This window comes from Flavobacterium salmonis, from assembly GCF_903819435.1.
GTDB lineage: Bacteria > Bacteroidota > Bacteroidia > Flavobacteriales > Flavobacteriaceae > Flavobacterium > Flavobacterium chungangense.
Map to the genome: position 1 here is coordinate 101,470 of NZ_CAIJDP010000084.1, position 23,458 is coordinate 124,927.

The 23,458-nt window shown below is 32.6% G+C and carries 20 protein-coding genes; 1 reads left to right on the forward strand and 19 read right to left on the reverse strand.

The features are described 5' to 3' along the window. The first annotated feature begins 142 nt into the window (after window positions 1–142). Complete coding sequence (locus tag FLACHUCJ7_RS20315) at window positions 143–1,102, forward strand: hypothetical protein (RefSeq protein ID WP_180910236.1); 960 nt, start codon at window positions 143–145, stop codon at window positions 1,100–1,102. 195 nt (window positions 1,103–1,297) lie between these two features. Here the strand turns inward: FLACHUCJ7_RS20315 and FLACHUCJ7_RS20320 are convergent, their stop codons facing one another. The 19 genes from FLACHUCJ7_RS20320 to lpxD all read right to left on the reverse strand — a co-directional run bounded on the left by FLACHUCJ7_RS20320 (window position 1,298) and on the right by lpxD (window position 23,455). After that, window positions 1,298–2,263: a YeiH family protein gene (locus FLACHUCJ7_RS20320; protein ID WP_078229778.1), complete on the reverse strand. Its 966-nt coding sequence runs from the start codon at window positions 2,261–2,263 to the stop codon at window positions 1,298–1,300. Between the two features lie 74 nt (window positions 2,264–2,337). Continuing rightward, a complete protein-coding gene (locus FLACHUCJ7_RS20325) occupies window positions 2,338–3,234 on the reverse strand; it encodes a LysR family transcriptional regulator (protein WP_180910237.1) in 897 nt (298 codons plus the stop codon). Between the two features lie 24 nt (window positions 3,235–3,258). Further along, window positions 3,259–3,597, reverse strand: coding sequence for a hypothetical protein (locus tag FLACHUCJ7_RS20330; RefSeq protein ID WP_180910238.1), 339 nt, complete (start codon window positions 3,595–3,597; stop codon window positions 3,259–3,261). 34 nt (window positions 3,598–3,631) lie between these two features. After that, on the reverse strand, window positions 3,632–5,659 hold the full coding sequence (locus FLACHUCJ7_RS20335) for a hypothetical protein (protein WP_180910239.1): 2,028 nt from the start codon (window positions 5,657–5,659) through the stop codon (window positions 3,632–3,634). 101 nt (window positions 5,660–5,760) lie between these two features. Further along, entirely contained in the window at window positions 5,761–6,507 is a 747-nt protein-coding gene (fabG, locus tag FLACHUCJ7_RS20340; protein ID WP_078229775.1) for a 3-oxoacyl-[acyl-carrier-protein] reductase, read from the reverse strand. Window positions 6,508–6,774: 267 nt separating this feature from the next. Beyond that, window positions 6,775–8,121 (reverse strand): DUF4302 domain-containing protein, encoded by a 1,347-nt coding sequence (locus FLACHUCJ7_RS20345; RefSeq protein ID WP_180910240.1) that lies wholly within the window; start codon window positions 8,119–8,121, stop codon window positions 6,775–6,777. 28 nt (window positions 8,122–8,149) lie between these two features. Then, window positions 8,150–9,019 (reverse strand): zinc-binding metallopeptidase, encoded by an 870-nt coding sequence (locus tag FLACHUCJ7_RS20350; protein ID WP_180910241.1) that lies wholly within the window; start codon window positions 9,017–9,019, stop codon window positions 8,150–8,152. 15 nt (window positions 9,020–9,034) lie between these two features. After that, window positions 9,035–10,513, reverse strand: a complete 1,479-nt coding sequence (locus FLACHUCJ7_RS20355; protein ID WP_078229773.1) for a RagB/SusD family nutrient uptake outer membrane protein — start codon at window positions 10,511–10,513, stop codon at window positions 9,035–9,037. Between the two features lie 11 nt (window positions 10,514–10,524). Next, window positions 10,525–14,235 (reverse strand): SusC/RagA family TonB-linked outer membrane protein, encoded by a 3,711-nt coding sequence (locus tag FLACHUCJ7_RS20360; RefSeq protein ID WP_180910242.1) that lies wholly within the window; start codon window positions 14,233–14,235, stop codon window positions 10,525–10,527. Window positions 14,236–14,425: 190 nt separating this feature from the next. Then, window positions 14,426–15,535, reverse strand: coding sequence for a FecR family protein (locus FLACHUCJ7_RS20365; RefSeq protein ID WP_078229771.1), 1,110 nt, complete (start codon window positions 15,533–15,535; stop codon window positions 14,426–14,428). 84 nt (window positions 15,536–15,619) lie between these two features. Continuing rightward, window positions 15,620–16,234 carry an RNA polymerase sigma factor gene (locus FLACHUCJ7_RS20370; RefSeq protein WP_180910243.1) on the reverse strand — a complete coding sequence of 205 codons (615 nt, stop codon included), beginning with the start codon at window positions 16,232–16,234 and terminating at the stop codon, window positions 15,620–15,622. Window positions 16,235–16,569: 335 nt separating this feature from the next. Further along, entirely contained in the window at window positions 16,570–16,998 is a 429-nt protein-coding gene (locus tag FLACHUCJ7_RS20375; RefSeq protein WP_078229769.1) for a hypothetical protein, read from the reverse strand. Window positions 16,999–17,138: 140 nt separating this feature from the next. Next, entirely contained in the window at window positions 17,139–18,011 is an 873-nt protein-coding gene (gene sucD, locus FLACHUCJ7_RS20380) for a succinate--CoA ligase subunit alpha (RefSeq protein WP_031455321.1), read from the reverse strand. Between the two features lie 86 nt (window positions 18,012–18,097). Beyond that, window positions 18,098–18,460, reverse strand: a complete 363-nt coding sequence (locus FLACHUCJ7_RS20385) for a nuclear transport factor 2 family protein (RefSeq protein WP_031455320.1) — start codon at window positions 18,458–18,460, stop codon at window positions 18,098–18,100. A 2-nt stretch (window positions 18,461–18,462) separates the two neighbouring features. Next, window positions 18,463–19,392 carry a UDP-3-O-(3-hydroxymyristoyl)glucosamine N-acyltransferase gene (locus FLACHUCJ7_RS20390; RefSeq protein ID WP_078229768.1) on the reverse strand — a complete coding sequence of 310 codons (930 nt, stop codon included), beginning with the start codon at window positions 19,390–19,392 and terminating at the stop codon, window positions 18,463–18,465. 120 nt (window positions 19,393–19,512) lie between these two features. Then, complete coding sequence (gene efp / locus FLACHUCJ7_RS20395; protein ID WP_031455318.1) at window positions 19,513–20,079, reverse strand: elongation factor P; 567 nt, start codon at window positions 20,077–20,079, stop codon at window positions 19,513–19,515. Window positions 20,080–20,174: 95 nt separating this feature from the next. Continuing rightward, a complete protein-coding gene (gene lpxA, locus FLACHUCJ7_RS20400) occupies window positions 20,175–20,960 on the reverse strand; it encodes an acyl-ACP--UDP-N-acetylglucosamine O-acyltransferase (protein WP_031455317.1) in 786 nt (261 codons plus the stop codon). Window positions 20,961–21,030: 70 nt separating this feature from the next. Next, entirely contained in the window at window positions 21,031–22,419 is a 1,389-nt protein-coding gene (locus tag FLACHUCJ7_RS20405; RefSeq protein WP_031455316.1) for a bifunctional UDP-3-O-[3-hydroxymyristoyl] N-acetylglucosamine deacetylase/3-hydroxyacyl-ACP dehydratase, read from the reverse strand. Continuing rightward, the gene (gene lpxD / locus FLACHUCJ7_RS20410) at window positions 22,412–23,455 is read right to left on the reverse strand and encodes a UDP-3-O-(3-hydroxymyristoyl)glucosamine N-acyltransferase (RefSeq protein WP_031455315.1); all 1,044 of its coding nucleotides are present in this window, start codon (window positions 23,453–23,455) and stop codon (window positions 22,412–22,414) included. The genes FLACHUCJ7_RS20405 and lpxD overlap by 8 nt, the downstream gene beginning before the upstream one ends. Between the last annotated feature and the right edge of the window lie 3 nt (window positions 23,456–23,458).

Consider the following 23,458-nt stretch of genomic DNA (forward strand, 5'->3'; position numbering starts at 1 on the left):
GATAATTTAAAAAAATACTAATTAATATTGTGTTAATTTAATTTTTATGATTTTTAAAACCTTTTAAATAATATAAATTTACATTTAACTCAAGATGAAGTTTTTTCATAATTTTATACTATTTTTACTTAAAAATTGCTGTATGCGCCTAATTCACTCTATTCTTTTTTCACTGATATTCATTTCAATTAGTTCTGCACAAGATGATATTGTGCAATTAAAAAATGTTAGTGATACGATTCTAAATCCTAAAAGAATATTAAAAATATCCGATCCTATGAATGGAATAAAAACCATGCAGCAGTTATTTCCCGGAAGATTATACAAGAAGTCTTCATACAACACTTTTATAAGCTGGAAATGCAATACCTGCAACCCCATAACCTACAAAGATGTTAATGGCGTTGAAGAAGATCCATTATTTCCTTACAAAGAAGGAGTTGCAACACGACTTGATACCATAATTAATTATACAGATTCAAAAGGAAATCAATTCAAAATGTTGGTTTTTAATCATTCTGTTTATGATGCCGATGGATTACAAACCGGGCGCTTTAGCGGAGGACTTTTAGGATTAGCCAAATTTGCAAAAAATGGAAATGTCTGGGAAATGAAGTCGTATCAACCAGCAATTGCTGCCTTTGGTGCTTTCTCTCATATACCTGCTTTGAAACTTGTTGAAGTTGGTGAAGATCAATATGCTTTTTCGCTTATACATGCCAACGGAGGTGCTGGCGGACCTTACAACGCATACTTGTATCTAATTGTAGGTTTTAACGGCAAATACCAAACATTGATGGAACTGGGAGATTACAGACTTTCTAATAATGCCGAAGGCAGTACAGAGTGGTCAAGTACATACAAAGTTGTGAATGATGGCAAGAAAAAGTTTTTTAGGGATTTTGCCATTACAACCACCGGATTCTACAAAAAAGCACAAGGAACTGAAGAAGACTTTGAAGTAGAAATACCAAAGGAGTTAAGCGAAATGGTTAAAACGAAAAAACAATTTAATTTCACAATCGAAAAACGCTTTTCATTTGATGGTAAATGGTACACTATTGTTGGTAAACCTGTTGTCAAATATTATAATATTAAGTAATACTCCATTAAACCCTAACTTTAAAAGTTTAATTTAAACACATAGAATCATAGATTTTGTAAACGTAAGAAGGCGTTTCACTTGCTTTAAAACACATCGCTATGTGTCTTTTAAATTAGTGAAACGCCTTTTTAAGCTATGAAAAACTATGATTCTATGTGTTTAAACAATTTTAAGTAAGTAAATGAATAAAAATCATTTAAGATATAAAATCGACATCAAACCTAAACCTGCAATAAATATCCAAAGAAACACACCCTGCAATAATGGCTTTACTCCTACTGATTTTAAAGCATTACTATTTAAAGTTGCCCCGATTAGAAACAAAGTAATGGTTAAACCGATTTTTGCAATTCCAACGACATTTGGTGTAAAAATGGCTATTTGCGGCACATAAGAATTTAGAAGCATAGCCAAAACAAACAATCCGATAAAATACGGAATCTTAATTTTTGAGTTTTTATTTTTAAAAATAATTGCTGTCAAAATCGAAATAGGAATAATCCATAAAGCTCTTGCGAGTTTTACAGTAGTCGCAATCTGCAAGGCTTGGGCTCCATATTTATTGGCCGCCCCTACTACAGAACTGGTGTCATGAATGGCAATGGCACACCATAATCCAAAATCTTTCTGGGATAAATCAAGCTGATGCCCAATGAACGGAAACACAAACAGGGCAACCGAATTCAGAATAAAAATCACCCCCAATGCAATAGAAGTCTGATTTTCATTTGATTTGATTGTTGGAGAAATCGCCGCAATGGCACTTCCGCCACAGATTGCAGTTCCACACGAAATTAAGTGAGAAGTTTTTTTATCGGTTTTAAGCCATTTCCCTAAAAGTGTACCGAAAATTAATGTGCTGAAAATAGACAGGACTGTCAGCAAAAAACCTTCTTTACCAGCTGAAATTGCTGATGAAGTGTTCATTCCGAAACCTAAGCCTACTACAGAAAACTGCAATAAAAAAGTGATTGCTTTATGATTGAATTCTAAAAACGGGTTTCCAAAAACATTTACAATCAAAACCCCTAACAGCAAAGCAATTGGCGGTGAAATAATTGAAAACACACATAACAGGATTACTGCACCAAAAATAATTTGCTGAAGAAAAAGATTAACATCTATTAAATGCGACGCTGTATTTTGTTGTGTTTTCAAAATAGGGTACTTGATATTTACCCTGCAAAGTTCTGCCCTTTATTTTGAAAACACCAATCGTAAAATACAATCGACTATAACTTCAGGTTATAGTAAGAAGAAATATTCTGAATAAACAGTTCAGATAGAGCATTCGATTTTCCGAGTAATGTAATGATGTAAAAGTATCTTTCGATCGTTAAATTTTCTACATCTAAAACTATCAATTCATTATTTTTAAGCTCCTTGCCTACTGCGTGTATTGACATGAAAGCAAAACAATCTGAATTTAGTAAATAAGACTTGATACTTTCTGTATTTCCTAACTGCATTTCGATTTGAAGATTGGATAATTTTACACCTACTTGTTTCAAAGCATATTCAATAACTTCTAGTGTTCCTGAACCACGCTCGCGGGTGATAAATTTCATTGCTTTTAAATCCTCCAATGAAATTTCATTTTGCTTCACAAAAGGATTTTGAGTACTGCAGACCAAAACCAGTTCGTCTTTTATAAACGGAACATATTTAATCGACTGATTTTTAGATTGTCCTTCTACAATTCCAATTTCGATTTCTTTATTAATTAAGGCATTTTCAATCTGTTCGGTATTTCCGTTCAGTAGATTGACTTTAATTTCCTGCTGTTTTTGGTGAAATCTTGCTAAAACCGGCGAAATAATATATTGTGAAATGGTGGTACTTGAACCTAATCGCAGCAACCCCTGACGCTCGTTGCGAAACGAACTCATGTCAAAGTCGATGTCGCGATAAATTTCGAAGATATTTTTGGTATGTTCTAAAAGAATTTTTCCTGCCGGTGTTAAGGCTATTTTAGAACCGTTACGTTCAAAAAGCTTGGTTTTATAAGTTTCTTCGAGTTCCTGAATGTGTTTTGAAACTGCTGGCTGGGTAATGTACAATTCTGTTGCCGCTTTAGTAAAATTAAGGCGGAGTGCAACGGTGTAGAAAACTTTTAGCCTGAAGTCCATTGTTTATTGATTTTTTAAGACTCATCATAGCCAATCTATTGGAAACGTCCCTGAGTTATTTAGTGTAAACATTAAAAAATATTTACCATCTTTTTTATTCTTTCTATAAATATAAATCTTTTTTGAAAAGGGCTTTTTTACTAAACTATCCTCTTTTTCAATATCTTTTACATAAGGATAGAATCTTTGAAGAGTAAATTCATTATCATTATTGCTAAAAGTAATACTATTTGGGCCTTCATTAAATCGGGTAATTACAAACTCATAGTTATTTCTATTTTTCTTTCTGGCACTAATATAAACAAAAGAAAAAACAGCTATGAAAAACAGACTAAAGAAAATAATGATTTTTTTTATCTCCATAATTTATTTATTTTTCTTTTAAGCCTTATGACTTTTAAAGCATCCCATTATACTTCCTCACAAACCATTCTGTTGTCAGTAAAACAGCAAGTAAAACCAACAACCAAACCCAGTCAATTATTGGTGTTTTGGTTGAGATATTCTTTTCTATTGATTTGTATTCCTTATTTTCTAAAAGTGTCTGAATCAAATCATCTGCCTGATTTTCGAAAAAGGCTTTTCCATTAGTTTGTAACGCCAGTTGCTTCAGTTTTTGAACATCCGGATTTACAAATTGCTTTTCGATATCAAAATCCAAAATCTCAAAATGACTTGCATACGAAGTATTTGAATTTAATTCTTTTACTGTAAAATTATATTTTCCGGCAGCCAGACCGTCTAAGTTGACCGAGAAAGAATTGTTTCCCTTTAATAAATCGTAATTTTTGCTTTGCTTCGTTTTGGCATTTGTAACCGTGATGGTTAATCTGGCTTTTTCATCAAACTCATAGTTTTTATTGAAATACTGCGCATTGATTACAATAGCCTCTCCCGAATTGTAAAAACTTTCGTGCGTTACAACCAATGATTTTTTTGAAGCCGATGTTGCCAAATACTGAATGATCTTGTCTACAAAAACATCATATTTCTCAAACGACTGATTGTCAATATGACTTTGCAAACGCCATTTCCAGCTGTTTTCTCCTAAAAGAAAAGCAGTTCTTTTGCCTTGATTTTCGGCGAAAGCCAATAAAGGCGCATTGGTCGAAACATTCCTAATTTTAGACGAAAGCAAAACCGATACATTTCCACTGGTTGAAATACTCCCAAATAGATTTTGTAATGGCGGAAAGTTCTCAAAAGCAATATTTTCAATCGCAAACAAATTAAACTGTGACTGAAATTCGCTTAAATAATCTTCTCTTTGACCGCTCATTTTAAAAACCAGATTATTCTGTTTTTGGTTTAGGAAATTAAAGTCGGTATTGTTTCCGGTAATGATAAAACTATTTGTTCCAGCCAGTTTATTGTTGTCAAAAATAGGTTTGAAGGATCCATTTGGCTGATATAAAACCAAAACCGAGACATCGTTTAATTTATCAATTTCATTTGGTTTTGCCAGAATGACTTTTCGCTGTGCATTTGTTTCAATCGAACGTTTCAAAGCTCCGACGTCCGGATGGTTTATAGTGGAAACGATCGCAATAGTTGACTTTTGATCGATTACTTCAACTGCAAAGTTCTTGATATTGTTGTAACTGTTTTTCTCTTTTACATTCGATGAAATATTGGCTCTGAAAATTTGCAGCCCAACTTTATCAGCCGGTAACAATACATTTAAAGATGCTGTTTTTTTAGAGGGAGAAAAAGAAACTTTCTCTCTTGCTACAACAGAATTTCCCTGCGAAATTGTAAAATCGGCATTTACTGCTTTAGTACCTGCATATTGCAGAAAAACTTCAACCGGGAATTTATTTTTATGAAAAGCGTATTTGTTTACGTTTAACTGATTGATTTTTAAATCAAAAAAAGTGGTTGTATCTCCCACAACTAAAGGATACACTTTATTGACAGGATCAAAACGATATACGTAATCGTTTCCTGTAGTCTGATTTCCGTCGGTGATTATAACCGTTGGAAAAATCAGGTTTTTATTGATGCTTTTTAAATTCTTTGCAACCTCATCCAGATTGGTCTGTTTTCCTTTAAAATCAAAGTTGTCCGAAGGCCTAAAATCGGCATCAAACTGATAGGACTGGATTTCAAATTTATCCTGAAGGGCTGGATCCGAAATCAGTTTCTGATACAATTCAGTAACTTTTTTATCAGATTTCAAAGCGGTAATAGAACTCGAATTATCTACCGCAATTGCCAAAGGGGTTTTGGTTACTTCCAGCGAATTCTTAGTCATTACAGGATTAATTAGTAAAATCAATAATCCAAAAATGACTGAAAAACGCAAAAAAGCCAAAAGCATATTCACATTCGAATAACTTTTGGCTTTATAAAAATATTGAAAGTACGACAATCCACCAGCTATTACTAAAGAAAGTAATACTAATAGAATCGTGTTTGTAGTCATATAATTAATTTAAAGATTGAAAAATTAGAAGATTGAAAAATCAAAGTAGCTACGAATATAAGAATCTTTTAATTTTTAAATCTTTAAATCTTTTTAATTATCTAAGTAAGCATTCCTCCGCAAACATTAAGCACTTGTCCGGTAACATAAGCACTCATATCAGATGCTAAGAAAAGACATGCATTAGCAACATCTTCAGTAGTTCCGCCACGTTTCAACGGAATTCCGTCTCTCCATCCTTTTACTACATCTTCAGGTAATTTTGCCGTCATTTCGGTTTCAATGAATCCCGGAGCAATTGCGTTACAGCGAATATTACGCGAACCCAGTTCTAAAGCTACTGATTTTGTAAAACCAATCGCACCAGCTTTTGAAGCTGCGTAGTTCGTTTGTCCCGCATTTCCTGAAACTCCAACTACAGAACTAATGTTAACAATAGAACCTGCACGTTGTTTTAAGAAAGTTTTCTGAATTGCTTTTGTCATATTAAAAACCGATTTCAAATTGACATCAATCACCTGATCAAAATCAGCTTCAGACATACGCATCAATAGGTTATCTTTTGTAATACCGGCATTGTTAATCAAGATATCAACTGTTCCAAAATCTGCCAGAACAGCATCAACAAAAGTCTGCGCTTCATTAAAATCCGCTGCATTCGACTGGTATCCTTTTGCTTTAATTCCCAAACCGTTCAATTCTGCTTCCAAAGCCTGAGCAGATTCTACAGATGAGCTGTATGTAAAAGCTACATTAGCACCATGTTTAGCAAAAACTACGGCAATTCCTCTACCTATTCCACGGCTTGCGCCTGTAATGATGGCTACTTTTCCTTCTAGTAATTTCATATTAAAAATTAATTTTATAATTATTTGTAGCTAATCCTGCTATCCGCTATATCTTTATTATCCGCAAAAAAGCGGCTAAAAAAGGATACCGCTTCTGTCAGGGCTAAAAACGACTCGTCAAATATAGAAAAATTCCTTTTTTTAAAAAAATAACAATTACAATAACATTTTAATATCATAAAAAAACAAATCTTCCTAAATCTGATACAAATCAAAAAAGCAGTCCAAAATGAACTGCTTTTCCTATATAAAAATTAAACTATATTTTTAATTTAATGCATATGTAGTAATTCTAAAATTACTATTAGCACTGGTAAATGTCCAAATAACATTGCTGTAAGTAATTTTAAAATTTTCTCTTTTAACATATAAACCTTTAGAATTTGTTAATTCATCATCAATTTTTTTCAATAAGGCTGGTGCCGGAATTAATGCTGTTGCAGTCTGCCATGAATCATGAGTTAACACTATTGTTTTATCTACAGCATTTTCGCTCGTAGTCACATTGTGGTAAAGTGTTGGTCTTCCTCCTGAGAATCTGTATTCAATATAGTGATAACCTCCATCATTAAAATAAAGCTGTACCCTCGTTAATTGCTGATTAGCAGGCAAGTTTGCATTAATCTCATTTAACAAAGACTTACATAAAGTAGATGTTGTAGGAGCATTTGTTAAAAAAGGAGAAATATATCCATAGACCTTGAAAGGATTTCCATCTAATAATACCTTATAATCATCTGTCAGGATGAGTGGCTTATTTGTATATTTAATAGTTGCGCTCACTCCGCCAGTTCCAGTCGCAGTAAAACTTCCATCGGATTCATTATAAGCAAAATTAGTTAAGTTTTGACCTTTAACAACTACTGCCGGACTAACAGTGATTCCTGTTGGCGTGTAAGCAATCCCCATGTTATAGCTCATATTGTAGCCTGTTTCTACAGAATTTGCTGTTGCGAATCGAGGCGCTTCATCAAAAACAAAATCTAATTGGTGTTTTGTTGTACCATCATTCGTTTCTAACATTCTAAACAATGGACGATCATCTCCTCCTACAACATTTTCTGCCATAATAATGTTCTCAGATAAATTATTCCAGTCATCAGCGGTTGCTTTTACGAATCTTAATTCCTGAAAACTTCTATTGGTTTTAAAAATGATATCCCCGTTTTCCTGGCCGTAATACAAAAACTGAAAATCACCTTTGTATCCCTTACCTTCTAATGCTGCAGTTGGAAAATTATTTGAGTCCGATAAAAGATGAATTCTGTTTTTTGTAGAAAACAATAAACTTACCGTACTGCTAAGCTCTACACTGTAATCACTTACATACGAATCTGTATCTTCATCAAAATCAGAAGCCATTTCTACTTTTCCATCATTAGAGAATTTGAATAAATGAGTAAATCCTCCCAATTGCGTATTATCTGTAAAATATACTGCTTTCCAGCCATACTGTGATGTCAGCAATAAATCACTCAATTCTTTTTTCTGAGCATTTAATCTTTCAGTTGGTGTCTGATCAAACTTTTGTTCTGCATCTGTATTGGTACAAGAACCTAATTGTATTGCAATAAAAGCAAAAATTAGAAACTTAAATGTATTTTTTATTTTCATGATGTTTCTTGTTAAATTAATTTTTTAACTAATTTTTATTGCCATTAACAACCGCTGTGGTATTTTTTTCAGCTTCATCTCTTAAAGCATAAAAATCTAGATTAAAGGCTTCCTTGAAATATTTAACTACAATAGCTTCCTTAGCTCTAATTGCTGCCACTGCTTCATCACTATCAATTCCTGCTAAAATTGCATCATATTCAGCTTTAGAATTAATAAGCATAATAGAGGCCATTTCTGCAAAATCTTCATTAATGTTGGATCTTGCATAAGCAGTTATAAAGCCTTCTTCATTTGCTACGGCATCATTAGATGCGTACCAGTTTGCCGTATATCCGGAAGGTGTAATTTTAGACAGTGCTTTTTCGTCGTAAGGCTTAGTCTGATTTAAAATATGAATATATTCGTGCTGTATGGTATGAATAAACCTTTTTACATTTTCTCTATCTGTTTTATCTACATAATCTGTTTCAAAAAGTGTAACTCTTTGTCCACCTTCTGCCAAACCTAAAGTAATCGTTCCGGTTGAATTTAGGTTCACACCACCCACCAATACAATTTCTCGGGGTGCTATTTTTTTAACAAAATCCGGTCCTGCAATGGTTTTATAACTCTCTAACCAAATTTTTTGAATGATTTCCAGTACCGGTTTTACCTTGTCTTCTTGAGGTGGATATAAATAACGATTAAAATCAACTGTATTTTGATTCCACTTATACTGAACCTTCATATTGTAAGGATTCAAATAAGCTGTTGTAATCCATTTATCTAAATCAGTTTGAACAGGGTTACTTAAATCTAACTGACTCTCTTTTAGCAAATCTTCATGAGAACATCCGCTAAAGGCAATAAAAGCTAATGCTAAAATTGCAATTCTATATTTTTTGATGATTTTCATATTTTATATTTTATATTACCTTGGATTTTTTTCAACACCATTTGATGATGCATGTAATGGAATTTGTAACGCTCTGCGTTTATCATTCTTGGTCAAGATATTTGTTGGATTATTATAGATTTCATGTCTAACTTCTAAATTAAAACGTTTAATATCAAACCATCTGATTCCCTCATGAATAAAATCTACTCTGCGAATCTGCGCAATTGCTTTTATATATGATTTTTGCTCATCTGAAGTATTATAAAACGGTGTATATTCATTTTGAATTACAGGATATGTATCAACAACTAACTCGTTTGTTACAATATCTGTTGCAGGATTGAATCCTTCAGTGATTGTCGATAAGTAATATTGTAATTCAATATTTGCTTCGGCAAAATTATTTTGCATAACAAGAGCTTCAATTCTGTTTAGATAAAACTCATTGTTGCTTATTAATACTTGCGAAACAAAACCATTTCCAATACCTGCATTCGGATTCGTATATTTAAAATATTCATCAAATTTTGGCACAAAAACTGTAATCTGGCCATTATACGATAAAATATCGAAAAGCCAATTTTTATTAAAAAGATTAGTCGAAGCCCCTACAATTTCATCTTGTCTGGCTCCTGTAAGCTGAAATCTATTTTGGTAAAAAGATCTTTTATACCAGGATTGCGCAGAGGTTACTAATAAATTGGTTTCTTCAGTTGCTTCACCATAAACCCTAAGACGTGTATTAAAGTCAAATGCTAAATAGGACTCATAATTTCTCAGCTTTCCATCAGGGTTAGCTGCTAATTGATCTGAAAGCGAAACGACTTTGGCCCAATTTCCTTTAATTAAGTAAAAACGGGATGCAAAAGCTTTCGCTGCTTCTACATTAAAATGAAATTTAGGTTGTTTATATTCATTTGTCACATATTTTAAACCTTCTTCAATATCTTGCTCCAGATATGAAAAAACTTCTGCCATAGAATTTCTTTTATACTTTTTAATCAGTACATCTTCGGGTTCTGTTACATATGGAATTCCTAAATCTGTATCAGCAGTAGCCGGATTATAACGATTAGCCCAAAAAGTAACCAACATAAAATGTGCATACGCCCTTGCCAATAATGCCTCCCCTTTTTGTGGATTAAGGCTAGCCGGACTGCCTAATTCTTCAATAGCCTGTAAGGCTTTATTTGCATGTGCGATGGCATTATAACAAGCATCCCAATAATTTGCCTGAGTATCTGTATCCACTGCCTCATTCATTTCCCAATTATAATTTTGCGTGTTATTGGGCTCAAACAAACCTGGATCAGCACTATCAAAAACATTATCCGACATCGTTTCAGCAAACTCCATATAAGAACCTTTTGGATAAGCATTAACAAGCAATTCAGTTATTTTTTCTGGTGTATCTATTTGTGTTCTATTATCCGGAGTTTCTGATAAGAATTCATCACAACTACTGATACTTATAAGTAACAATAGTGATAGTGTTATTTTTATTTTTTTCATAATACTATAAATTATAATGAAATGTTTAATGTAAATGTATATTGTGTTGTAACCGGTAATGCCACACCTCCTGTATTACGAAATTCAGGATCCTGACCATTTAGTCTTTTATCTGAATAAATCAATAATGGGTTAACCGCAGAACCTTTTAACGTAAAAGTCGATAATCCTAATTTTTTCTTGAAATCTTTAGGAAATTCCCAACTTAGGGATACATTTTTTAATCTGACAAAATCTCCGTCTGCGATACGTGCATCCGAAAAATTATAGGTATTATAAGCAATTTCAAGATCTCTTGACTGTTCATCATAATTAGCAATTAATCTTTTATCGGCTATTACAGGTATATTAGTAACATTTTCATCGCCAGGATTTATCCAACGGTTTGTATAATCTTTTGTAAATACTGTTAAGTCATCATATTCACTATCAAATATCGGGTTTAAACGGACTTTATTTCCGGCAGATGCTACTACAAAAACATATAATGACCAGTTTTTATAAGTAAAAGTGTTTGAAAGACCGAAAGATTTATTTGGCTCAATTGATCCTTCATATTTTAAATAGTCCGTAACATTTTCGGTGTCCTGAAAATTAGCACCTGCAATATTATCAGTTTCTCCTTCTTTCATTTGAAATGTTGGTAAACCCTGATTATTTAAACCTGTAAAATGATACGAAAAAAGTGAGTTTCTTGGGCGTCCTAATGCATTTCCTCCGGTTCCTTCAATCAAATCAAAAGCAGTAGGCTGATTTCCTAACTTTGTAACTTCCTGGTTGTAAACTGAGAAATTAAAATTAGTTGACCATTTAAAATCTTTAGCGTTGATATTAGTAGTTGTTAAACTAATCTCAAGACCTTTTGTTTCCATATCGGCATTGTTTCCTTGTTTTATTTTTTGTCCTCCTATTCCGGATGTCACTACATAATCTACCAGGTCAAATGCTTTTCGGCTGTAAATATCTGTTGTTAATTGTATCCTGTTATTAAACATTCCAAGATCAAAACCTAAATTGGTTTCAAATTGTTTTTCCCAAGTCAAGTCTCCATTCTGAAGTTCATCTATTTCAATACCAGATTCTCTGTCATCTAAGTTTAAACGGTCAGTAATAAAACTTTTATAAATAGCTAATGAATTTGTAGCAGGCCCCGCTGTAGCAGTAAGTCCATAAGATGCTCTTAAAGCAAGATTATTTATTACAGAAACGTTTTGCATAAAATCTTCCTCCTTCACATTCCATTTTCCACTAAAAGTATAAGTAGGAAGCCATCTTGAAGAATCACTATTACCTTGTCTGTTTGATCCGTCATAACGCCCGGTAAGAGATCCTGTATAACGACGATCATAAGTGTATCCTACTTTTCCAAAAAATCCCATTGTTCTTTCTCTTTCTTCATTAAAACCAAAATAAGAGCCCCCTTCCGTAATGATTTTTTCTAATAGTCTTGGGTCTGTAAAACCGGTAAGACCTTTATCATACTGCACACCAAAAGCAGTGAAATTATCGCTGTTTCTGTCTAAAGACCTTAATTCGGTACCAAATAAACCTTCTAATTCATGTGTATCATTTAAAGTACGTCTGTAATTAACACTATTTCTAATATTATAAGATGTTAAATCATTTGTAAATTTTCTAAGCATTCCCCCATTTGGCAGAACTGAAACTTTTGGTGCAGTCAGATCATCAGGATCTTGATATAAAAAAATATTTTCATCTCTGACAACTGTTGTTTCGGCAGCATTATAAGCACCTACTATATTCGAATTTTCAAGAATTTTGTGTTCTCTGCTTGTATTAGCATATCGGGCAGCTGCAGTCAGATTATAGGTCAAATAAGGATTTATTTTATAATCTAAATCCATTTGAAAACGTATATCTTTTACCTTAATCTCCATGAAATTATTCTCTAATTCATTTAAGATATTTATTGGTGCCCAATTGTTTCTGTAATATTCTAAATTGCCGTTATCATCATAAGGTCTTAAAGTTCTGCTTGTATTTAACACATAATTGAACGGATTAATATCAAAAGCTCTGGTAGTTGTTCCAAAGTATTCATCCTTTTCACTATCATAACTTCCAGGAGCTCCCTGATCTCTAATAGAAGCTTGTGTTGTTAGTGTAACATTCAATCTGTCATTAACATAAAAAGTTCCCTTTAAATTGGATGAAAGTTGTTTAACATTATCCGCAATACTCCAACCCGGATCAGTATAATAGGCTAATGATCCATAAAATGTATTGTTTTTTCCTCCTCCTGAAAAACTTAATGAATGATTTTGGGTAATTGAAGGTCTGAACAACGTTTTAAACCAATCTGTGTTTGCTAATTCATATTTTTTTAAAAAAGCATTACGACTAGCCGGATCATTATTTACTAAATAACTATCTGTTTCAGGTATATAGGTAGAAACAGCTCTTTCAAGAATATTATAAACTCCGCCATAACGTCCTTGTGTTGTTAATGGTCTTTCTAAGAATCCTTTTGCTTCAACCTCTTTTAAAATACTCATTGTTTCCTGAGAATTCAAAATATCATATTGATTATAATTTGGCACAGTTCTTACTGAATTTTCAACTGAATAAGTAACCTTTAATGGCGAATCTCTTCGTCCTTGTTTTGTAGTCACAACAATAACACCGTTTAATGATCTTGACCCATATATAGAAGTTGCCGATGCATCTTTCAAAATTTCGATACTTTGTATGTCATTCGAATTTAAACCCGCAACCGAAGAACTTAATAATGTTTCGGAATTTCCAGAGGCCAAGTCTGCTACAGAAACATTAATAATATCTTCCTGAACAACTCCGTCAATAACCCATAATGGTTTAGTATCTCCAAAAATAGATGATGATCCACGTACTGTAATTTTTGGTGCTGTTCCAAAAGTACCTGTAATATTCTGAACAGTTACCCCCGCTGCTTTACCTTCAATCATTCTACTGATATCCACTACACCGTCTACTTTAAGTTCAGAACCCGAAATTTTACTTATAGCTCCTGTAAAAGTTCTTTTAGAAGTTTTTTCATAACCTGTAGTAATGACCACTTCTTTTAAGTTTTGTCCTTCTTCTGTTAAGGCAATTGTTGGAGAAGTATTTTCTATCCCAATTTCTTTAGTTTCGAAACCTACATAAGAAATTAGTAACCTATTGCTGTTCGTTGGCATTTCAATAGAAAAATTTCCATCAAAATCAGTCAGCACCGATATCTTTGATCCTTTTGCAAGTACAGTAGCTCCAGGTAATGGACTACCACTTAAATCTGTTACTTTACCTCTGATAATAGGACCAGCCGATAAAATTTCGAATAATGGATTACGAGACTCATCGCTACTAAAACCATCTAATTTTGTTTTTTTTTGTAAAATAATCTGATTACTTATTTCTGCATAAGTAATATTGAATGGTTTTAAAATTCGGCTAAGTATACTTTCTAAAGTTTCCTGATTAGCTTCAAGACTAACTTTTTGATTTAGCTGTGGTAATCTGGAATTGTATGAAAATTTTACGTGTGCAGACTTTTCAAGTTTAGACAATGTATTATCCAAACTTAAATTTTCAACTGCAATGGTAACTTTCGTATCTAATTTTCTTTGTCCATTCACACTGTTTGCCATGGTAACACTTGAAAACACAAGTGCTAAGGCGAACTGAAATAGCGTTATTTTCATGATTCGATGGAGTAATCGTTGTTTAACAACTGGTTTTTTCATAATTTTGGTTTGTTTTGATTAATACTGTTCAAGGGTATTTTAGAAACGCAATAAATAACTCTTTACAGAGAGTCATTTAACTTTATTAAGTGTCGGATATGTTACAGCATTTCGGCACTTTTTATATATTTTCACATAGGCAACAATTGAATTTTATTTATACTTACTATTAAATCTGGTTATTAAAAATTTAATTACAACCTTGTGAGGTTATTGTAATTTGATTTCCATTCATTTCAAAACTGGTATCATTTCCAATGCTTTTGCAAATAATTTTAAGCTTCTCTGATAATGGCTGATCACTTAATGAAGTAGTTAAATGACAATCTTTTAATTTATCTTTAGGAAAGTCAATCTCAACCAGATAGGCTTGTTCTATCGTCTTCAAAATCTGTACTACAGGAATATCGGTAAATTCAAAACTTAATTGTTCAATATTTCCAACATTACTAACCAATGTTTTATCTTCTGTAATATTGGTTATCTTGGTAAAAATCAAATCTTCCCTCAAAAAACGTAAAGCTTCATTAGGCAACAAAACAATCTCTTTATTTGAGTTTCCGATTAATCCATTTGAACTTACCTTTACTTTACCGGTGCGAACAAGAATTTCAACATTTGGCTGGTCTGAATAAGCCCTTACCCGAAAACTAGTACCAACAACTTTTGTAATAATTTCGTTGGCATAAACAAGAAAAGGTTTTTGGGGATTTTTACTAATTTCAAAGAAACCTTCCCCGGATAAATAAACCTTCCTTTCGTTTCCTGTAAAAATTTTAGGGTAACTTAATTTACTATTTGGCTGTAATAAAACCGAACTGCCATCAGACAAAGTTATTATTTGCGGTTTGCCTGAATTATTTGTCTGTTCAACAAGTCCTTCGCTATTATCTTCAATAAGTTCTTTATAGGTAACCACTGTATGGCTTACATCAAATTGACCATGGTAAAACCAAATCGATAAAAAACCAAAAAATAAAGTAGCAGCAATTCCAAGCCAGTAATGCCTTAAATATTTAACTGGATAATGTTTAGTGGTTTTATTGTCTTTTTCTTTTTCTTCAATTTTAACCCAGGTCGATTGAAGTGCATTAGTAAGTTCTGATGAAGAAATTTTTTTAACAGGTGCTTTCATAGCCAGCAACAAAAGCCTGGAATCTTCTACTAATTTTGCTCGTTGCTGATTTTCTAAAGTCCATTCTTCCCAGCCTTGCTCATCAATTTTAGACAAAACCCACAATTGAAATGATTGATCGGCTAAAAAATCTTCAATTTCGATATAATAATTACGTTTTTGCATCTATGAAATAAGGTTACAAAAACATAGAGGACAGTTTTCTTATTATATACTCACTGATTTATGATTTTTTTTTATTTTTTTTAACTAAATATTAAAAATGCATGAAGATAGTAATACTAAAAGAGGAAAACTTCCTTTCCATTCCTTACGAAGCTTAAGTAAACCGCGGTGTAATAGATTATTTGCTGATTGATAATTTACGTCTAACATTTCTGCAATTTGTTCAACTGACAATCCTTGGTTATATCTTAAAAAAAGTGCTTCTTTTTGACGGGAAGGCAAATCATTTAAAAGTTTATTGAGATACAATACACGTTCTGCAGTTGCTTCATCATCTATAAAATCATGTTCTACTGAAAAATCAAAAAGAAATTCAATTGAATCAGTAGTAATAATTTTTTTAAAAATATGATCACGCTCATACAACCTTGCAATTCTCTTTCGCACACTTGACAATAAATAAGCTTTTACCACATTAGGTTCTTGCAATGAATCCCGATACAACCAAATATCAGCAAATACATCCTGAACACAATCCTGTACTTTTTCTGCAAAGGGCGAAAATGAATTTCCATAATTAATTAAATCCGCATAGTACTTTTCAAAAAGTAACGAAAATGATTTTTCATCACCTGCCTTCAGTTTACTCCAAAGTTTATGGTCATCGTAGGTTTTTATTGTTAAGATTTGGGTTTTCATAAATATTCAGTATTTATATTAGAAACAACCACCCAACGTGCTTTTAAAATTTATCATTTTTTTTGCTTCAATAAATTATGTAAAAAATATTTTAAACTAATAAATAATAATTAAAACACAATATTGTGAGTTATTTTTTACAAAAACAAAAATATAATTTAACATTATTTTGTGTTTTTGTTTTATAAATATATGAAGCCCAAAGTTTAAAAACAATTTTTTTACAAAAAAGAAATGTTTTATTTACAAAACAAAGAAACAAGTACAAAAAAGCACAAAAAAAGCCTTACTAAAGTTAGTAAGGCTTATTATGAAAAGTTTATTTAAAAAAGCTTTTAGAAAGCTACATTCCATCTTGGTAATTTACCATTATCATCTAAGAAATTTTGCAAAACTTGTCCTTCAACTGCAGTTGGAATAGCTTTAACATCTGCATTAAAAGTTTCATACCAAACAACTTCAAGAGCTGAAATACTTTCCAGTTTCATTTGTGCCGGCCAAGAGTATTTTCTTCCGGTTTTGGCAAATTGATGTCCGTTTACAATTTTATCATATAACCCGCCATTTTTGCTTTTCAATGTCCCATCATTTTGAACAGTTCCGGTAGAAGCTACCATGATTAATTCTTTTGCTTCAGCTTCAACAGCATACACAACAAAAATCCCTGCACTTCCTTCGGGAGCATTACAAACTTGCTCTAAACTGTCTTCTATCGCAAAAGTAAAACTATTGCTTACTTTAAACTTTTTTAATTCTTTACTCATTTTTCTTATTTTTAAGCTACTGCTATTTGAGAATTTCAGTAGCCAAGTTTTTAATTATATTCCAGCCATTTTAAAAATATAAAAAAGTCTCAACAAAATATTGAGACTTTTTTGGAATTTATTATTTTAAATATTGGAGATTATCCTAATACTTCTTTTACTTTTTTACCAATTTCAGCTGGTGAATCAACAACGTGGATTCCGTTGTCTCTCATGATTTGTTTTTTAGCGGCAGCGGTATCATCAGAACCACCAACAATAGCACCTGCGTGCCCCATTGTTCTACCTGCAGGAGCAGTTTCTCCGGCGATAAAACCAACAACTGGTTTACGGTTACCATCTGCTTTAACCCATTTAGCAGCATCTGCTTCTAACTGACCACCAATTTCACCAATCATGATGATGATTTCAGTTTCAGGATCGTTCATCAATAATTCTACAGCTTCTTTTGTAGTAGTTCCAATGATTGGATCTCCACCGATACCAATAGCAGTAGTAATTCCTAAACCTTGTTTTACAACCTGATCAGCAGCTTCATAAGTTAAAGTTCCAGATTTAGAAACGATACCAACAGTTCCTTTTTTGAAAACGAAACCTGGCATAATACCAACTTTAGCTTCACCCGGAGTAATGATACCAGGACAATTTGGACCAATTAATCTTGAATTTCTTTCTTTAACATAATTATTAGCCTTAATCATATCTGCTACAGGAATTCCTTCTGTAATTGCAATAATTACTTTAATTCCGGCATCAGCAGCTTCCATAATTGCATCAGCAGCAAAAGCCGGCGGTACAAAAATGATAGAAGTATCAGCTCCGGCCTGATCCACAGCATCTTTTACTGTGTTAAAAACCGGACGGTCCAAATGACTGGTCCCTCCTTTTCCAGGAGTAACACCACCCACAACATTAGTACCGTACTCAATCATTTGAGAAGCATGGAAAGTTCCTTCGCTTCCTGTAAATCCCTGAACAATTATTTTGGAATCTTTATTAACTAAAACACTCATGATATATATTTTATGTAGTTTTTAAAATTGTGATGCAAAAGTAAGGTTTTGTAACTTATTTTCACCTTTTTTATCGGCAAAAAATATCACGAAAATTGACTCATTTGATAACCCCTATACAATTTACCGTCTTTTATCTGCCAAATCGTAAAAAAATGTGCCAACAACATTTCTTCACGAGGATTTTCAATCGTTTTTACAAAGTGAGAATAACGTACTGAAACCAAATCATCTTCAGCTATTATATGACTAATTCTAACTTTTGAACGCACATAAGCGCGATTTAATTCATTTGCCATGTTTATTATCGAATCGTAATCCATGTGGATTAATCCTTTACTGCTATTCCACTCTATAGTTACATCGGGATGCAGATAGGTCTTAAAAATTTCACTATCAATCAGGGCATCCGATTTATAAAATTTTTGAACAAATTCTTTAATAGACATAGTTATTTTAATTTACTTAAAATTTCAGGAATCTTTTTGATATTAGCTAATTGTTTCAACTTTTCTCTTGATTCTTCGATTGGAGTTCCAAAATAAGATTTTCCTCCTTCAACCGATTTAGTGACTCCTGTCTGTCCCATAATAACTGCCTTCGTTCCTATTGTGATACCACTTGTTGTCCCAACTTGTCCCCAAATAGTTACTTCATCTTCAATAATAACACATCCGGCAATACCTGTTTGAGAAGCAATTAAACATTTTTTTCCTATTACAGAATCATGCCCAACGTGTACCTGATTATCGATTTTGGTTCCTTCACCAATTTTCGTATCACCTGTTACACCTTTGTCAATTGTACACAGAGCACCAATACCAACATTGTTTTCAATAACTACTCTTCCTCCGGAAATTAACTGATCAAAACCATCAGGACGTTTTTTATAATAAAAAGCATCTGCCCCTAAAATAGTTCCGGAATGAATAATTACATCATCACCAATTACAGTATGATCGTAAATAGAAACATTAGAATGTATCAGGCAATTTTTACCAATAGTAACGTGATTTCCAACAAAAGAATTTGGCTGAATAACAGTTCCTTCTCCTATTTTTGCAGATGGAGCAATAGCAACATTCGCATATTGAAAAGGCTTAAAATGTTTGGTTAAAGTATTGAAATCTCTGAAAGGATCATCAGAAATTAAAAGCGCTTTACCTTCAGGACAATCTACTTTCTTATTAATTAAAACAATAGTAGCAGCTGACTGTAAAGCTTTGTCATAATATTTGGGATGGTCAACAAAAACAATATCACCTGGTTCAACTACATGAATTTCGTTCATGCCTAAAACATCAAAGTCTTTGTCACCAATAAATTCGCAATTAAGCAAATTCGCAATTTCTTCTAAAGAGTGAACTTTTGGAAATTTCATATTTTATAATTAGAAAATGTGCCAATTAGAAAATGAGTCAATTAGAATGTGAATATACAAAATTATAACAATTCACAAATTATCTAATTGACTCATTGTCAAATTATCTCAATTAAAAAGTTACTCTTTTACACGCTCCATATAAGAACCTGAAGCGGTATCAATTTTAATTTTATCACCTTCATTGATGAATAACGGTACGTTTACAGTTGCTCCTGTTTCTACAGTAGCTGATTTTGTAGCATTTGTAGCTGTATTTCCTTTCACTCCAGGTTCAGCATAAGTTACTTCTAAAACAATTGAAGCTGGCATATCAACTGACAAAGGCAAATCTGTTTCTGTATTAACCTGAACCATTACGTTTGTTCCTTCTTTTAATAACCCTGGAGCATCTAAAATACTTTTATTCAAAGAAATTTGCTCGAAAGTTTCAGCATTCATGAAATGAAACTCTTCCCCTTCAGCATATAAAAACTGATACGTATGTGTTTCTACACGTACGTCTTCGATTTTGTGTCCTGCAGAAAAGGTATTGTCCAATACTTTTCCTGTTGTTAAGCTTTTTAATTTTGTTCTCACGAAAGCGGGGCCTTTTCCTGGTTTTACGTGAAGAAATTCGATAATTTTATAAATATCGTGATTATATTTGATACATAATCCGTTTCTAATATCTGATGTAGACGCCATTTGTTTTTTATTTTATTTACTTTGGTTGAATCGTTGAATCGTTTAACTGTTTTTTCGATTTGAACGATTAAACAAATAAACAATTAAACTCTATTTTAATAATTTCCTGAATATCCTTTCATTACCCCTCTTGATGAATTTCGAATAAAATCTAAAATTTCATCTCTCTCCGGAGTAGCTTCCATTTCACCTTCAATAATACTCAAAGCTTGTGTTGTATTGTAATTTTTCTGGTAAAGAATTCTGTAAATATCCTGTATTTCTCTTATTTTTTCAGTGCTAAAACCTCTTCTTCTAAGTCCTACTGAATTTATTCCCACATATGATAATGGTTCTTTCGCAGCTTTAGTATATGGTGGAACGTCTTTTCTTAATAATGATCCTCCAGAAATCATAGCATGATCTCCCACACTGATAAATTGATGAACTGCTGATAATCCTCCAATAATTGCATAATTACCAATAGTAACGTGGCCTCCTAAAAGAACTCCGTTAACAATAATAGCATTATTACCTACATGACAATCATGAGCAATATGTGCAGTTGCCATTATTAAACAATTATTACCTATAACTGTCTGACCTGAAGCTATTGTTCCTCTATTGATAGTTACACATTCTCTTATCGTGCAATTATCACCAATGATAGCCAAAGAATCTTCTCCTCCAAATTTTAAATCCTGAGGAACTGCTGAAATTACTGCACCTGGAAAAATATTACAATTTTTTCCAATTCGGGCACCTTCCATAATGGTTACATTTGAACCTATCCAGGTACCATCACCAATAACAACGTTATTATGAATTGTTGTAAAAGGCTCAATTACAACATTTTTAGCGATTTTAGCGCCAGGATGAACATATGCTAATGGTTGATTCATCTGTATTTTTTATATTTTAATTTAAAATAGTCTAATTTGGGCAACAAACGTAAACAATAATTTTGATTAATTATTGTTTTCTTGCAATTTGCGCCATTAATTCTGCTTCAGCAACTAATTTTCCATTAGCATATGCGTTGGCCTGCATGTGACAAATCCCTCTTCTGATAGGAGAAATCAAATCACACTTAAATATTAAAGTATCACCTGGTAAAACTTTATGTTTGAATTTAACATTATCTATTTTCATGAAATAAGTCAAATAGTTTTCAGGATCCGGAACTGTACTTAGAACTAAAATTCCACCTGTTTGTGCCATTGCCTCAACAATTAATACACCCGGCATAACCGGAGCATCAGGAAAATGCCCAACGAAGAAATTTTCATTCATGGTAACATTTTTCAATCCCACAACATGGCTTGATGACATTTCAATAATTCTGTCAATTAACAAAAATGGAGGTCTGTGAGGCAAAACAGCCATAATTTTATGGATATCCATCAATGGCTCCTGGTTTAAATCGTAAACAGGGATATGGTTTCTTTGCTCAATTTTTATAATTTTTGCTAATTTTTTGGCAAATTGTGTATTCACATAATGTCCAGGTTTATTAGCAATAATTTTTCCCTGAATTCTAACTCCAATTAAAGATAAATCACCAATAACATCTAAAAGTTTATGTCTTGCCGCTTCATTTGGATAATGCAAAGTTAAATTATCAAGAACACCATTTGGTTTTACAGAAATTTCATCTTTACCAAAAGCTCTTTTTAAGTTTTCCATTGTAGCATCGGAAATCTCTTTATCTACATAAACAATAGCATTATTAAGATCGCCACCTTTTATTAATCCATTTTCTAATAAAGACTCTAATTCATGCAAAAAACTAAAGGTTCTTGAATTTGAAATTTCATCTTTAAAATCTGCAATGCTTTTCAAAGTAGCATTTTGAGTACCTAAAACTTTAGTACCAAAATCTACCATTGTCGTAACCTGATAATCATCGCTTGGCATAACCAAAATCTCGCTTCCTGTAGTTTCATCTGTAAATGAGATTACCTCTTTTACTACATAAACATTACGCTTTGCATCCTGTTCTTCGATCCCGGCTTTTTCAATAGCCTCAACAAAATATTTTGAAGAACCATCCATAATAGGAAGTTCTGAAGCATTTAATTCTATAATAACGTTATCCAGATCACAACCAACTAATGCTGCTAAAACATGTTCAGGAGTTTGAATTTTTACACCTAATTTTTCTAGATTGGTACCTCTTTGTGTGTTAACTACATAATTGGCGTCAGCCTCAATTACCGGTTGGCCTTGCAAGTCAATTCTAACAAAAGTGAAACCATTATTTATAGGAGCAGGTTTAAAAGTCATTGCAACTTCTTTTCCTGTATGTAATCCAACTCCTGTTAGTGAAATTTCATTCTTGATGGTTTTCTGTTTAACCATTATTTCCATTTTTTGGGTTTATTATTTGTTTCTTTAATTCTTCTAATTCCGCAACAATTTTAGGCAAGTTCTTGAAATGAACATAGGATTTACTAAAATCGCTATAACCAAATGTTGGACTTCCCTGCAAAACTTCGTCATCTTTAATGTTTCTTCCTATTCCGGATTGAGCCTGAACCCGAACATTATTTCCAATTACTAAATGCCCTGCAATACCAACCTGTCCGCCAATCATACAGTTTTCTCCAATTTTTGTAGAGCCTGCAACTCCTGTTTGAGCTGCAATTACTGTATTTTTACCAATCTCAACATTATGGGCAATCTGAATTTGATTGTCTAACTTTACGCCCTTTCTAATAATTGTAGATCCAAGTGTAGCTCTGTCTATTGTAGTATTCGCTCCAATATCTACATTGTCCTCAATAATAACATTACCAATTTGCGGTACTTTACTATATTCCCCATCTTCATTTGGAGCAAAACCAAAACCGTCTGCACCAATAATAGTTCCTGAATGAATGGTACAGTTATTACCAATTACAGTTTCAGAATAAATTTTAGCCCCTGCAAAAATGCACACATTATCACCAATAACAACATTATCACCAATAAAACTGTTTGGATATATTTTTACATTATTACCTAAACTCACATTTTGACCCACATAACTAAAACTTCCCAAATAAAGGTTTTCACCATATTTGGTTCCTTCAGTTATAAAAGCTTGCGGCTCGATTCCGCTTTTATTTAATTTTACCTGATTATAAAACTCTAAAAGTTTAGAAAAGGATACATATGCATCTTCTACTTTAATTAAAGTAGTTGTAATTTCAGATTCAGGCATAAAAGAATCATTGACAATCGTTACAGATGCTTTTGTAGTGTAAATGTGATTGATATATTTAGGATTTGCCAGAAAAGTAAGTGATCCTTCCTCTCCTTCTTCAATTTTAGACAGTCGAAAAACCTCGGCATTAGGATTCCCAACTACTTCGCCTTCTAAAATCCCCGCTATTTGTTCTGCTGTAAATTTCATCTT